This is a genomic window from Pseudomonas sp. NPDC087342, assembly GCF_044744265.1.
Lineage (GTDB): Bacteria > Pseudomonadota > Gammaproteobacteria > Pseudomonadales > Pseudomonadaceae > Aquipseudomonas > Aquipseudomonas nunensis.
Genome location: NZ_JBIUXZ010000001.1, coordinates 395212 through 409137, shown reverse-complemented (window position 1 = coordinate 409137; position 13926 = coordinate 395212). Strand labels below are relative to the sequence as shown.

Here is a 13926-nt window from a genome sequence, read left to right as displayed (position 1 = left end):
ACTTATGAGGACGCAACCATGAAAGCGCTCATCGACGGTTTTTTGAAGTTCCAGAAAGAAGCCTTCCCGCAACGCACCGACCTGTTCAAACACCTGGCCACCACCCAGCACCCCGGCACGTTGTTCATCACCTGTTCCGACAGCCGCGTCGTGCCGGAATTGCTGACCCAGCAAGAGCCCGGTGAGCTGTTTGTTATCCGTAACGCCGGCAACATCGTGCCTTCCTACAGCCCGCACCCGGGTGGTGTCTCGGCCACGGTTGAATATGCCGTCGCGGTGTTGGGCGTCACCGACATCGTGATCTGCGGCCACTCGGATTGCGGCGCGATGACCGCCGTGGCCAAGTGTAAATGCATGGATCACCTGCCCGCCGTCAGCGGCTGGTTGCAACACGCCGAGTCGGCCAAGGTGATCAACGAATCGCGGCCTCACGCCAGTGAAGCGGCCAAGGTCAGTTCGATGGTGCGCGAGAACGTGATCGCGCAACTGGCGAATATCCAGACTCACCCAAGCGTGCGTCTGGCCCAGGAAAAAGGTCAGTTGAACCTGCACGGCTGGGTGTACGACATCGAAACCGGTTCGATCGATGCGCTGGATGCGGACAGCCGCAGCTTCGTGTCACTGGTCGAGCACCCGACTACCTGCGCGGTTTACGCGAAGGCTGCGCAAGTCGCCTGACAGCTAAAAGTAAGCCCCAACCACCTGCTTCACTGTCCTCAACGCCTGGCGCAGCGCGTCCATGTCCACCGAGCCAAGCGCCAACCGGATCGCATGGGGGACATGGACCGAGGTGGCAAACGGCTCGGCGGTGGACACCGACACCTGCTCATGCAGCAACGCCACGGCAATCTGATCCGCCCTGGCCTCCTCCGACAAGGGCAGCCAGACAAAGTAGGACGACGGATGACGCACGTAGTGCAAGCCCGCCAGTACCTCATCGACTATCGCCTGCCGGGCCTGGGCATCCGCGCGTTTTTGCGCTTCCAACAGAGTAACGGTGCCATCGTCGAGCCAGGCGGTGGCAATCGCCGTCATCACGCCAGGAGTGTTCCAGGTGGTGGCCCTGATCGTGCGCTCCAGCGCCGGCACCATCGACAACGGCGCGGCGACAAAACCGACGCGCAGTCCAGTGGCGATGCTCTTGGATAATCCGGAAACGTAGACCGTTCTTTCGGGCGCCCATTCAGCCAGCGGTGGTGGAGGCGCTTCCGCCAGGAACGCATAAGCCGCATCCTCGATGATCAGCAAATCATGTTTTCGCGCAATCGATACCAGTTGCTCGCGTTGATCGGCGGCCATTACCCAGCCCAGTGGGTTATGCAGGGTCGGCATGCTGTAGACGGCGCGCACCGAACGACTTCGGCAGAGTTTTTCCAGCGCCTGAAGATCAGGCCCGGTCTCCGTCACGGGAATCGGCACCACTTCAAGGTGTAGCGTCTCGGCCAGCACCTTGAACCCCGGATAGGTCAACGCGTCGGCAGCGATCACATCGCCCGGTTGCAGCAGCGCCATCATCGTCACCGCCAAACCGTGCTGGGCGCCGCTGACGATCACCACTTGTTCGGCCGCCACGCTCAGCCCGCGTGTCAGCAGATGCCGCGCCACCGAAGCCCGCTCGTGCAGGCGTCCGGCGTGGGGCTGATAGCGCAAATGGGATTCCAGATCCCCGGACAACGCCAACTGACGCAAGGCCATGCGCAACAGATCGGCCTGGCCCGGCAACGCCGGATAGTTGAAATTCAGATCGCGCATCCCCGCGACCACACTGGGCTGGTGCACGCCCAGGCTGGGTGGCAGCGAAGTCTCGCGGACAAAAGTGCCGCGCCCGGTTTCGCCACTGACCAGGCCCATGGCTTCCAGCTCGGCATAGACCCGACTGGCCGTGACCAGCGCCAGACCTTCCGTGGTCGCCAACTGCCGATGCGTCGGCAAACGCGTACCGGGCGGCAATCGTCCTGAACGGATATCGGCGGCAAACGTGTCGACCAACGACTTGTACCGGGAGCGCGGCATCGGAAATGTATCCATGACAATTTTTTGATTGTCTTGATCTTCGGTCATAGCATGCGCTGAAAGCAACCCGACCTGACGAGACCCGCCATGGAACGTACCTCGAAGCTGAATAACCCGCCGCTGGAAAACAGCACCCGTGGATGGATCAATGGACTGATTGGCGTGGTGATCTTCAGCGGCTCGTTGCCCGCCACACGAGTAGCGGTGCTCGAATTCGACCCGGTGTTCCTGACCGTGGCCCGCGCGACCATTGCCGGGATTCTCGCGCTGTGCCTGCTATGGCTGTTCAAGGAAAAACGCCCTGCCCGGCATCAGCTTGTACCGCTGATCGTTGTCGCGTTGGGCGTGGTCGTCGGGTTTCCGTTGTTGACCGCACTGGCCTTGCAATACTTGACCTCCGCGCACTCGATTGTCTTCATCGGTCTGCTGCCGCTGGCGACTGCCGTGTTCGGCGTGTTGCGCGGTGGCGAGCGGCCGAAACCGGCGTTCTGGCTGTTCTCGATTCTCGGCAGTTTGCTGGTGATTGGATTTGCCGTTTCACAGGGACTTACCGCTTCGCCCACCGGCGATCTGCTGATGCTACTGGCGGTGGTGGTGTGCGGGCTCGGTTATGCCGAAGGAGCGAAACTGTCCCGGACGCTGGGCGGCTGGCAGGTGATTTGCTGGGCGCTGCTGGTGGCGTTGCCGGTAATGGCGGCGCTGACCTGGTATCGGTTGCCCAACTCATTTTCGACGGTTAGCACACCCGCTTGGCTGAGCCTGGCGTATGTGTCGCTGTTCAGCATGCTGATCGGTTTTGTGTTCTGGTATCGCGGGCTGGCCCAAGGCGGGATTGCCGCCGTGGGCCAGCTTCAGTTGCTGCAACCGTTCTTTGGCCTGGCGCTGGCAGCCACCCTGCTGCATGAGCAGGTCAGCTTGGGGATGCTGGGGGTCACCGTTGCGGTGATCCTGTGTGTGGCCGGGGCGAGAAAGTTTTCTCGCTGATCGCCAGATCATTGGTCGTCAAAGTTACCGGGCTTGAACACATGGGTGCGCAAGGCACTGGCCTCGACATCGACGACACCCTGGACCGACCGGGTCACTTCAATCGCCTGGTCACATTGGCGATGGGTATCGACCATGCCGCTCAGCGCCACCGCGCCGCCATGGGTTTTGACATGGATGTGCAGGCCAAAGTTGGGGTCGGCCCGGGTCAGGGCCGACTTCACCCTCGCGGTGGTCCACGAGTCGCGAGCGGCCATGGCCAGGTCATGGGAGTAATGCTCAAAGGAATGAAGTTTCATGGTGCAAACCTCCATTACACAAACACAGACACCCGATAAGTATAGTGCGGTCGCGGGGGCTCAGCGTTTGACCGACAAATCGACCTGGGTCATGCGGCTGCGTACGGTGAACACGCCGTCGCCCGAAAGAATCGCGCTGCGGGCGAACAGGCGACCGCTTTCCCAGTTCGAAAGCCCCAGTTCCGGCTTGTTCAGCGCGTACTGGCCGTCGACCCAACGGGTGATGCCGTTGCCGACAAAAGGCGCATTCACCGCGTTGTAGAAACGTTCATGCGCTGGCGCTTCTTCGCTGATCAGCGACACGGTGAACTGCGGGCTGTAGCGGTTGAACAGCGCGATCGCCTGATCCAGGTCGTCGACGATTTTCAGGCTGACTTCCGGGGTTTCTTCCCATTCCCACTCGCGGCCCAATTGAGCTTCCGCCAGTGGTTCGGCCAAGGCTTCGGTGACGTAGCCTTCGGCGCGATAGACCTCGACCGTGGCGCCCTGCCACTCGTTCGGCAAGTACGATTCGCTGCCTTCGACAATGTGCAATTTGCAGCCCTGGCCGCGTGCGGTGCCGGCCTGTTGCAAGGCCTCGAGAAACAGCGGCACCAATTCAGCGGCGCGGTCGCGCTGGATCAGGCAAACGTTCAGGGTGTTGCAGACTTTGCGGTCCAGGGAATTGCGCACCACGGCGGCAAATCGCGTGGCGTCGGCGTCTTTATCCGCGATCAACCAGGCGCCGCCAGTGCCGTGCAGACTGACGGCGGTGCCGGCCTGTTGCGCGATGCTGCCGAGTTGGCTGACCGCACGACCCGAACCCCGGGCCACGGCCAGCGACAGACGCCGATCAGCGAACATCGCCCAACCGGCGGCGTGATTGATGCTCTCTACCAGCGACACCGCGCCAGTCGGCAACCCGGCATCGGCCAGTGCCGGACTCAAGGCGTGTTTGACGATGGCCTGGGCGGTGCCCAACGCATCGCTGCCAATCCGCAGCACGGCGGTGTTGCCAGTGCGCAGAACGCCAGCGGCGTCGGCAAACACATTCGGCCGGCCTTCGAAGACGAAAGCGACGATGCCCAGCGGCGACACCACTTGCTCGACTTTCCAGCCGTCGTGCTCGACGCAGCTGATCACTTTGCCGCGAGTGGCCGGCGCATCGCGCCAGGCCCGCAGGCCGGCGATCATGTCGCGGCGCATGCGTTCATCGGCCAGCAACCGCGTAGTGGAACGTCCACGGGCCTTGGCGCGCTCGATGTCAGCCAGGTTGGCGGCCTCGATCAAGGCCCAGGTTTCGGCGGTTTCCAGACGCTGGGCGAACAAATCGAAGAACTCGCTGATCGCCTCATCCGACACCGCCGACATCGCAGTAAACGCCGCTTGCGCGCGCTCGATCGCCGCGGTTGCCGCTTGCTGATCCACCACCGGAATCAACAACAACTCGCCGCTGACCTGCTCCACCAGCAGATGGTCACCGGGCTGGAAGCGCGCCGCCAGTTCGGGGCTGACCACAGTGACGCGGTTACCAGCGAAAGGGATCGGAGTGCCAGCGACGAGACGTTCGAGCATCAGGGACATGAAGCGGTTTCACCATGCAGAGGGGCGGGGCGGAAAAATGTATAGCAATTTTCCCGAACCGTCATTACCAACGCCCTCGCCTGCACGCCTTTAGAACACCGACCAACCAATCCGCTGACTCAACAACTCTAGTGCCGCCATCCCTGCCAGGGAGTTACCGGCCGCATTCAATTCAGGCGACCAGACGCACACCGTGAACTGCCCCGGCACCACCGCAACAATCCCGCCGCCGACGCCGCTCTTGCCCGGCAGGCCGACGCGGTAGGCGAAGTTGCCGGCTTCGTCGTAGAGGCCGCTGGTGGCCATGATCGAGTTGACTTGCTGGGTCTGGCGCGCGGTGAGGATTTGTTCGCCGCTGTGTTTGCAGAAGCCGTCGTTGGCCAGGAAGCAGAAGGCCCGCGCCAGATCGATGCAACTCATGCGCAGGGCGCAGTGGCTGAAATAGCTGCGCAACACGGCTTCGACGTCGTTGTGAAAGTTGCCGAAGGATTGCATCAGGTACGCCATGGCGGCGTTGCGTGCGCGGTGCTGGTATTCGGACTCGGCGACTTTGCCGTCCACCATCACTTGCGGGTTGCCGGACAGGCGCCGGACAAAATCGCGCATCGACAGGGCCGGCGCGGCAAAGCGCGACTGGTTGATGTCGCAGATCACCAGCGCCCCGGCATTGATGAACGGATTGCGCGGGCGGCCGCGTTCGAATTCCAGCTGCACCAACGAGTTGAACGGTTGGCCGGACGGCTCGTGGCCCAAGCGTTCCCAGATTGCTTCGCCGGAGTGGTCGATGGCCTGCACCAGGCTGAACACCTTGGAAATACTCTGCACCGAGAACAGCGTCTCCGCGTCGCCGGCACAATACAACTCGCCGTCATTGCCATACACGGCGATGCCCAACTGGTTGGCCGGCACGGTGCCGAGGGCAGGAATGTAGTCAGCCACCTTGCCCTGGCCGATCAGGGGACGAACTGCGTCAAGGATCTCGTTCAACAGCGCTTGCATGCCGGGTTCCGAAGTCTCGCCCCATGGGTTTGCGGGGACACAGTCGCTAGACGCCGCTGGTCCGGGACGGATCACAGTTTTGTAGAGGAATGTATCTGGCGCCCGGCCTGATACATGAAGAGGCTTTCAGGACATATCGCCAACACACCGCGCTGAAACACTTGGGTTGTCTGCTGACCCTGGTCGGCCCTTGTTCCGGAGCGTTGTCATGAATACTTCAATTCCTCGTTATCACGGCTGGTCGCTGTTCGGCCTGCTGTCCTTGCTGGTGCTGTTGATGACCGGCCTGATCCTGGTGCTCAACCCCGATCTGGTGGAAGCCACCCGCAGCGCCATCCGCGCCACGGCCCGGACTTCGTTTGCACTGTTTCTCGCGGCGTTCCTGGCGTCGGCCTTCGCCGTGCTGGTGCCCTCGCCGTTCACTAAATCCCTGGTGCGCGAGCGGCGGTTTATCGGCCTGGCGTTTGCCTTTTCGCATCTGGTGCATGCGGTACTGATCTATAGCTACGGGCAGTTGAATCCCGAGTTCTGGCCGGGGCGAACCACGGTGGGCAATATTCCGGGGTCGGTGGGTTATTTGTTCATTTTGCTGATGGCGCTGACGTCGTTCAAAACCACCACGCGACTGATCGGCGCCAAAGCCTGGAAAGCCCTGCACGTGACCGGCATGTGGGTGATTGCGGCGGTGTTTACCTATTCCAACTTCAAACGGATCCCGATGAGTGCCTGGTACGTGTTGCCGTTCGGAATGATGTGCGCCGCGATTGCGGTGCGGTTGGTGGGTAAGTGGGCGGTGAAGAACAAGCGTAGTCAGCGGGTTGCCTATTCCTGAAATCCACCACTGCCTCCTGTGGGAGCGGGCTTGCTCGCGAAAGCGGTTTGTCATCCAGCATTAATGTTGACTGACACGGCGCCTTCGCGAGCAAGCCCGCTCCCACAGGGGGATTTTTGGTGTTTGGGGGTTCAGCGTTCGGCTATGTATCGGAGTGTGTACAGCCCTGCCCCAGACACACCAACGCTTCAAAACCCTACCCCCGCGACACACCGCAGATACACCCGCTTGATCAAATGACCCGGTCGATTGGCCCAGCCGATCAAAGTCCTCAACGGAGATCAAGCCCATGAACACTTCACTTTCTTCGGCCGTCAAAGGCCTGCACCTGAACCTCGACCGTGCCGGCAGCTGGATCGCGCCGCTGACCCTGCGCATTTTCCTGGCCTGGGAGTTTTTCGAGTCGGGCCTGGAGAAATGGAACGGCGAGAACTGGTTCGCCGATATCCAGGATGCCTTTCCGTTTCCGTTCAACCACGTACCCGCCACGCTGAACTGGGAACTGTCGATGTGGGCCGAGCTGATCTGCGCCCTCGCCTTGCTGGTCGGCCTCGGCACGCGGATCTCTACAGTCATTCTGATCGTGGTCACTGTGGTCGCGACAGCCGCTGTTCACTGGCCGGCCGATTGGTCTACATTGAGTGAACTCGCGCAAGGCTACGCCATCAGTAACAAAGGACACGGCAACTTCAAACTGCCGCTGATCTACCTCGCCGCCCTTATGCCGCTGTTGCTCTCGGGCGCAGGCAAGCTCAGTCTGGATGCCTTGCTGGCTCGATTCTTCTGGCGTCGTCACAACCACTGAAACGTCAGTGTCTCGAAAACGTCCCACACTCTCTAAAACGGAGCGATCGTCATGAGCCTCACACTCTACGGTTTTGACGGCAGCAGTTATGTACGCACGGTGAAGATGCTACTGGAGGAAAAAGGCGCGGATTTCGATCAGGTGCAGGTCAACGTCATCAAAGGCGAACCGCACCTGCCGGAACACCTGGCACGCCACCCTTTCGGCAAGGTGCCGGTGATTGATCACGACGGTTTCCGGATCATCGAAACCGCGGCGATCATGGCCTATCTGGATGAAGTCCTGCCCGGCCCGTCGCTGACCCCGGACAACGCCCACGACCGCGCTCGTACGCACATGGCCATGGGCATTTATGATTCCTATGGCTATGGTTCGCTGGTCTCGGTGTTCGGTTATCACCTGTTTCCAGACTTTATTGGCGGCAAGAATGAAGACTCACGACGCAAAGGCATCGAAAACTCCAAGCGCGTTTTGCGTGAACTGATGAAAATAAAAGGCGATGATCCGTATATCGCCGGCCTCGCCCCCAGCTTTGGTGACTTCTACCTGGCTCCGGGCTGCGCCTACATCGCCATGACGCCGGATGCAGGGCAAGTATTTGCCGTTGACGGTTTCGCCGAGTGGTGGAAACGTCTGCAGGCCTTGCCCAGTTTCCAGGCCACCGCACCGTAATAAACTCAACCCTCACTGAAGACAGGAGCCACCATGAGCGTGACCACCCAATGGATCGAGATCGACAGCCCCGAAGGTAAATTCGGCGCTTACCTGGCGATTCCCCATACCCAGAAGGGTCCGGGGATTGTGTTGATCCAGGAGATCTTCGGCGTCAACGAACACATCCGCTCGGTCGTCGAGCAATACGCTGCCGACGGCTACCTGGTGATCGCACCGGACCTGTTCTGGCGCAGCGGCCCGCGCATCGAACTGGGTTACGACGAGGCCGGCTGGAAAAAAGCCGTCGAGTTGATGAACGCCACCGACGTGACGAAGGCCCAGGCCGACATCAAACTGGCCATCGATGCCCTGCAAGCCCAACCGGGCCTGGATGGCGGCATCGCATCGATCGGTTACTGCTTCGGCGGCTTGCTGTCGTATCACACCGCCGCCAACGGTTTCGTCGACGTAGCCATCGCCTATTACGGCGGCGGTATCCAGAACCAACTCGACCGCGCCGATGAAATCGAAGTGCCGTTGCTGATGCATTTCGGTGAAGCGGACAGCCACATTCCCCTGGAAGCCGTGGAGAAAATCGCCGAGCGTTTCGACAACAACGACAATGTGGAAATCGTGGTGTACCCGGAAGCCGAGCATGGTTTCAACTGCTCCCACCGCGACAGCTACAACCAGCGCGCCTCGGTTGAGGCCCATGGCAATACCCTGATTTTCCTGGGCATGGAACTCTAAGCCCAACGCAAAACCCCTTGTAGGAGCGAGGCTTGCCCGCGAAGGCGTCATCCCAGTCGATAAAAATGTTGACCGGGATGACGCCTTCGCGGGCAAGTCGGATCGCCGCACCGCTCGCTCCTACAGTTTAAGCGTTCATCGGACTCACACTTCTTCCACTTGTTGAGGTTGCACACCGCGCTCATGCACATGCGCGGTCGGTGTGCGGTCGATCAGCAGGCTCAGCAGTTCCGGACGGCTGTAGTGACCGCGTGAATCCATCATGCGTTTGCGCTTGTCGATCAGGAACATATCCAGATCGACGATCACCTCGCCCTCGCCTTCCTGCAACGAACCCAGCACCACGCCATCCGGGCTGATGATCGCGGTGAAGCAACCACCCGAGATAGGGCCGATCGGGCAACCGGTGTCGGCCATGATTTGTGCCTGCTGTTCCGGGTTCAGCCACGCCGTGGAGTTGACCACGAAGCACGCCGATTCGAGGGCGTGCTGGCGAATGTTGACTTCCATTTGCGAGGTGAACAACGGGCCGGCAAACGAGCCGGGGTACATCGAGGCGTGGATCTGTTCGCCGTCGGCCATCAACGCATAACGGGCCAGCGGGTTGTAATGTTCCCAGCACGCCAGTTGGCCGATGCGCCCCACGGCACTGTCGGTGGCGCGCAGGCCGGAGCCGTCGCCCATGCCCCAGACCATGCGTTCGTGATAAGTCGGGGAAATCTTGCGTCGGTGCTGGATCAGCGTGCCGTCAGCGTCGAACAGCAACTGCGCGTTGTACAGCGTGCCGCCGTCACGTTCGTTGACGCCGATGGACACAACCATATTGGCCTGCTTCGCTGCGGCACCGATGGCCTCGGTCGTAGCGGAAGGCACCGTCACGGCCTGGTCCAGCAATTTGTAGTGCTCGGCACCCATCTCAAACGGTGACTGCACGAAAGAAAAGTACGGGTAGTACGGCACGATGGTTTCCGGGAACACGGCGAACTGCACGCCCTGTTCACCGAGTTCGAGAATCTTCTGCACGACTTTATTGACGGTGCCTTCACGGCTGTAAAGGACCGGGCTGATCTGCACGGCGGCAGCTTTGACGATGGACATGGCGGCGATCTCATTGAGGGATTGGGCTTCAACGAGATTCAGATTACGGCAATCATATTTTGTCTCAAATGCCGAATACACCACCTTTTAGGACATCAGCCGCGATTGGCTCGCTGGATCACTTGGGGCGGTTGCCCGAATGCGCGAATAAACGCCCGGCGCATGCGTTCGCGATCACCGAAACCCGTGTCGGTGGCCACCACGTCGATGGAATGCCGCCCGGTTTCCATCATCAGCCGCGCCGCTTCCACCCGCAGGTTTTCCACGGCTTTGGCCGGTGATTGACCGGTTTCTGCATGGAACACGCGACTGAACTGACGCGGGCTGAGATTGGCGGCGCTGGCCAGTTCTTCGACCGACAGCGCGGACTTGAGGTTGTGCTTGGCGTAGGTCAGCGCGGCCTGGATGCGGTCGGTGCGGGGCTCAAGTTCGAGCATCACGGAAAACTGCGATTGGCCACCCGCACGCCGGTGATAGACCACCAGTTGCCGGGCGACGCGACGGGCGATTTCGGCACCGAGATCCTTTTCCACCAGGGCCAGCGCCAGATCGACACACGCGCTCATGCCCGCCGCGGTCCAGACATTGCCGTCGTTGATGAAGATGCGGTCCTCTTCGACGATCACCTTGGGATACGCCTGCTGCAAGGCGCGGGCGTGGCACCAGTGCGTGGTCGCGCGCCGGCCATCGAGCAAACCGGCTTCGGCCAGGGCGATGGCGCCGGTACAGATCGACCCAAGGCGCCGGGTGGTCCGGCTAGCATTGCGCAAGAACGCGACCATGCCGGGGGATACCGGGCGGACGAGGTTGTCGCCCATCACCAGCAAAGTGTCGAAGGTGCGCTGGTCGAACGCCGTGGTTTCCACGCCAAACCCGGCCGATGTCTGCACCGTGCCGCCCTGCTCCGACAGCAAGGCGATGCTGTAGACCGGCTCATCCGCGACACTGTTGGCCATCTCGAACGTGGCACACATGGCCAGGCCCAACACCTGGAAACCGGGGTAAACGATGAGTCCGAGGGTGTGCATCTGTCATGACCTTAAAAGTGGCCTGATGGATTTTCAGGCCAGCCTGTCTGCACTGTACGCCTTTCAATGCCCCGAATCACATCAGGCACTTGTGGCGAGGGAGCTTGCTCCCGTTAGAGTGCGCAGCGCTCTCAGAGGGGCCGCTGCGCAGCCCCGCGCGAGCAAGCTCGCTCGCCACAGGCCACCCGCCAACCTGAAGAAAATTTCATTTTCTCCGGGACCAATCTTTTCCCGATACGGCGTCCAATTCATCAGCAGCATCCACTTTCAGGATGCCGGCCTCGAGGAGTTGTCATGAACGTTGTGCGCCCCCTGAACAAGTTGCGGCATGTCTTGCTCGTCCCTCTGGCGCTGGCAGCGCTGGCGAGCACGCCGGTGTTTGCTCAGCCCGAGATCATCATCCGCCAGGCGCCGCCGCCCGTGCGCATGGAGCAAGTGCCGATGGCGCGTCCCGGTTATGCCTGGGACAACGGCCATTGGCGCTGGGACGGTCGCGGTTATGTGTGGGCGCCCGGTCACTGGCAGCGGATGCACCACGGCGGGCGCTGGATGCCAGGGCACTGGGAGGCGCGCGGGCCGAACTGGTACTGGATCGAAGGGCGCTGGGTGCGTTGAGTCCTGAACGCTGGATCTACCGGCTCGCCATCCGGGCGCCGGTTCGTATGAATCAAGGAATCAAATAATGTCCCGACTATTCAAGACCACAGTGATCGCCGGCCTCATGGCAATCACCCTGTCCGGCTGCGTCATCGAGCCGGCCCGTCCACACCGACCGCCACCGCGGGTTGAAATGGTCCCGGTGATGCCCGCGCCGGGTTATCACTGGGTGGCCGGGCAGTATCGTTGGTCTCATAACGAGTGGGTGTGGGTGCCGGGGCATTGGAAAGGATATTGAGTTTGAGTAGAAGCTGATGGCCCCTTCGCGAGCAGGCTCGCTCCCACAGGGAATCTGTGTCGATCACAAATCCCCTTGTGGGAGCGAGCCTGCTCGCGAAGGCGGCCTGACAGTCAACGCGGAAATCGGAGCCTGCCACCGACCCATCATTTCTCTCGATCATACAAATCACAAAAGCGAATTTTTCATTTCCCTCCGACCTGTTCACCATGGCACCACCTAAAACAGATCGGACGAACTCCTCATGAATTTCAATCTGGCGATTGCCTGCGTCATCGTAGTGTCCTTTGCCATCGCACTGGGTCACGCCTGACCGCGCTATTTCGCGTCGCCGTCATGGGGTTTGTAGAACGTGAACAGACCGATCTGAGCAGTCTTGATGTACTCATGCGCCCAGTCTGGTTTCACCGTCCGGTCATGGAAATACATCGCGCCGTGGGTGCGATCCGGTAGTTGTTTGTTCAACGCCTTGCGCGCGATTTCCTTGGCGATCGCGTAAGGCGCGTCCTCCTGAGCCGTGTCCGGCTTGCCGTCACACCACCACGAAAACTGGCACGCATGCCTTTCCGAGCCCTGCTTGACGATCCCGCACACCGTGTCCGGAAAGCCCTCGTGGCCGAGGCGATTCATCACCACGTTGGCGACGGCTTCCATGTCGGCAGAGTCCTTGCCCTTGGCTTCCCAATAAATGCTGCGGGCCATGCAGGTGATGGCTTCGTCCAGCGGCGCAGTGCCGGCCGGGTCGACCGCCTGGACTTCGGATTGGGTGATGGTCTCGGCCTTTTTTGGCGCCGGGGCCGTGCTGCCTTTATCGGCGGCTTTTTCTTCCAGGACTTGAGCCTTGTCCACTGCCACTTCCTTTTTTTGTTCCTGATCGTCTGCCATGACCTGGCCGGCGAACAGGGTTAATGCGAGGCAGGTTGCAATCAACGGGAAGCGCATGATGAGCAGGCTCTTTAGGGCGTCGGCAGGCGACTTCGCTTCATTGTAGTCCGCAAATCACTGGATAAAACCGCGAACAAACAGCAAAAAGCCATTGCCCTGAACGGGACGAAATCGCGCATCATGGGCGCAGTCCGTTCAAGGGGGATTTTCATGCGCGTCCTATCATCCGTTTTGCGTGTTGCGGCGTTGTCGTCGGGCCTGGTGTTCGCCACCACAGCCCTGGCCACCGACGAGACGCAACTGGTTCAGTCGATCAACACCTACCGCAGCCAGGTGCAACGTTGCGGCGGCCAAGCGTCGCCGGAGTTGCCGCCGCTGGCGACCGATCCACGCCTGGTGCTGTCCGCCACTCAGAATGTCGACCTGCAACAGGCGATGGCGCGGGCGGGTTATCCGATGGTCAATGTGCAGGCGATCACCCTGTCCGGCCCGCGTGATGCGCAGTCGGCGATGCAAGCTGTGCAGGAAAGCTTTTGTCAGGTGGTGCTGAACCCGCAATTTATCGATGTCGGTGTCAGCCGTGAGGGCCGCGAGTGGCGCATCGTGCTCGCGCGTCCGCTGTTGAGCGGGCGTCTGGGCGATGCGCAGGCTGAAGGGCAAAAGCTCCTCGAACTGCTCAACGCTGCACGCACCCAACCGCGCCAGTGCGGCGGCCAACCGTTCGCCGCCACCACGCCGCTGGCCTGGAATGCCACGTTGGGCGCCGCTGCCGAAGCCCACAGTCGGGACATGGCCAACAACAATTACTTCGACCACAAGGACCGCTCGGGCGGCACGCCGGGTGACCGTGCGGAACTGGGCGGCTACATCGCCCAGCAGATCGGCGAAAACATCGCCGCCGGACAAGACACCACACAAAAAGTCGTGGACGGCTGGCTCAACAGTCCGGGGCACTGCGCCAACCTGATGAACCCACAGTTCCGCGAACTCGGCGCGGCGTACGCGGTGGACCCAAAGAGTGACGCAGGGATTTACTGGACGGCGATGTTCGGCACCCAGTAAACATTTCATTGTGGGAGCGGGCTTGCTCGCGAAGGCGGTGTGCCAGACAAGTTGATGTC

16 protein-coding genes are annotated in these 13926 nt (G+C 61.1%); 9 read left to right on the top strand and 7 right to left on the bottom strand.

The window, feature by feature from the left end; all coding sequences use genetic code 11:
• Positions 1-18 precede the first annotated feature (18 nt).
• Positions 19-678 (top strand): carbonic anhydrase, encoded by a 660-nt coding sequence (locus tag ACIOYV_RS01955; protein ID WP_054614365.1) that lies wholly within the window; start codon positions 19-21, stop codon positions 676-678.
• Positions 679-681: 3 nt separating this feature from the next.
• On the opposite strand, the gene ACIOYV_RS01950 is transcribed toward ACIOYV_RS01955, so the two are convergent.
• Entirely contained in the window at positions 682-2013 is a 1332-nt protein-coding gene (locus tag ACIOYV_RS01950; protein WP_401320368.1) for a PLP-dependent aminotransferase family protein, read from the bottom strand.
• 87 nt (positions 2014-2100) lie between these two features.
• On the opposite strand from ACIOYV_RS01950, the gene ACIOYV_RS01945 reads away from it, so the two are divergent.
• Positions 2101-2997 (top strand): DMT family transporter, encoded by an 897-nt coding sequence (locus ACIOYV_RS01945; RefSeq protein WP_401320366.1) that lies wholly within the window; start codon positions 2101-2103, stop codon positions 2995-2997.
• 8 nt (positions 2998-3005) lie between these two features.
• Here the strand turns inward: ACIOYV_RS01945 and ACIOYV_RS01940 are convergent, their stop codons facing one another.
• From ACIOYV_RS01940 to glsB, 3 genes are all read right to left on the bottom strand, one after another.
• A complete protein-coding gene (locus ACIOYV_RS01940) occupies positions 3006-3296 on the bottom strand; it encodes a BON domain-containing protein (protein ID WP_163914321.1) in 291 nt (96 codons plus the stop codon).
• A 60-nt stretch (positions 3297-3356) separates the two neighbouring features.
• Entirely contained in the window at positions 3357-4859 is a 1503-nt protein-coding gene (locus ACIOYV_RS01935) for an aldehyde dehydrogenase family protein (protein WP_401320363.1), read from the bottom strand.
• A gap of 90 nt (positions 4860-4949) precedes the next feature.
• Entirely contained in the window at positions 4950-5858 is a 909-nt protein-coding gene (gene glsB, locus ACIOYV_RS01930) for a glutaminase B (RefSeq protein ID WP_054050381.1), read from the bottom strand.
• A 208-nt stretch (positions 5859-6066) separates the two neighbouring features.
• Here glsB and ACIOYV_RS01925 point away from each other — a divergent pair, with 208 nt between their 5' ends.
• From ACIOYV_RS01925 to ACIOYV_RS01910, 4 genes are all read left to right on the top strand, one after another.
• Entirely contained in the window at positions 6067-6690 is a 624-nt protein-coding gene (locus ACIOYV_RS01925; RefSeq protein WP_054614360.1) for a ferric reductase-like transmembrane domain-containing protein, read from the top strand.
• Between the two features lie 289 nt (positions 6691-6979).
• A complete protein-coding gene (locus tag ACIOYV_RS01920; protein WP_163914317.1) occupies positions 6980-7495 on the top strand; it encodes a DoxX family protein in 516 nt (171 codons plus the stop codon).
• A gap of 51 nt (positions 7496-7546) precedes the next feature.
• Entirely contained in the window at positions 7547-8167 is a 621-nt protein-coding gene (locus ACIOYV_RS01915; RefSeq protein WP_054050387.1) for a glutathione S-transferase family protein, read from the top strand.
• Positions 8168-8200: 33 nt separating this feature from the next.
• The gene (locus ACIOYV_RS01910) at positions 8201-8899 is read left to right on the top strand and encodes a dienelactone hydrolase family protein (RefSeq protein WP_401320358.1); all 699 of its coding nucleotides are present in this window, start codon (positions 8201-8203) and stop codon (positions 8897-8899) included.
• Positions 8900-9043: 144 nt separating this feature from the next.
• On the opposite strand, the gene ACIOYV_RS01905 is transcribed toward ACIOYV_RS01910, so the two are convergent.
• Entirely contained in the window at positions 9044-9997 is a 954-nt protein-coding gene (locus ACIOYV_RS01905) for a nitrilase-related carbon-nitrogen hydrolase (RefSeq protein ID WP_401320356.1), read from the bottom strand.
• 95 nt (positions 9998-10092) lie between these two features.
• Positions 10093-11025: a GlxA family transcriptional regulator gene (locus ACIOYV_RS01900; RefSeq protein ID WP_401320352.1), complete on the bottom strand. Its 933-nt coding sequence runs from the start codon at positions 11023-11025 to the stop codon at positions 10093-10095.
• Between the two features lie 294 nt (positions 11026-11319).
• Here ACIOYV_RS01900 and ACIOYV_RS01895 point away from each other — a divergent pair, with 294 nt between their 5' ends.
• Both ACIOYV_RS01895 and ACIOYV_RS01890 read left to right on the top strand, forming a co-directional pair.
• Positions 11320-11640: a YXWGXW repeat-containing protein gene (locus ACIOYV_RS01895; protein ID WP_401320349.1), complete on the top strand. Its 321-nt coding sequence runs from the start codon at positions 11320-11322 to the stop codon at positions 11638-11640.
• Between the two features lie 67 nt (positions 11641-11707).
• On the top strand, positions 11708-11920 hold the full coding sequence (locus ACIOYV_RS01890; protein WP_213939388.1) for a YXWGXW repeat-containing protein: 213 nt from the start codon (positions 11708-11710) through the stop codon (positions 11918-11920).
• 318 nt (positions 11921-12238) lie between these two features.
• On the opposite strand, the gene ACIOYV_RS01885 is transcribed toward ACIOYV_RS01890, so the two are convergent.
• Positions 12239-12862 (bottom strand): cell wall hydrolase, encoded by a 624-nt coding sequence (locus ACIOYV_RS01885; protein ID WP_401320347.1) that lies wholly within the window; start codon positions 12860-12862, stop codon positions 12239-12241.
• A gap of 153 nt (positions 12863-13015) precedes the next feature.
• Between ACIOYV_RS01885 and ACIOYV_RS01880 the strand changes: the two genes are divergently transcribed.
• Positions 13016-13867: a CAP domain-containing protein gene (locus ACIOYV_RS01880; protein WP_401320344.1), complete on the top strand. Its 852-nt coding sequence runs from the start codon at positions 13016-13018 to the stop codon at positions 13865-13867.
• Positions 13868-13926 lie beyond the last annotated feature (59 nt).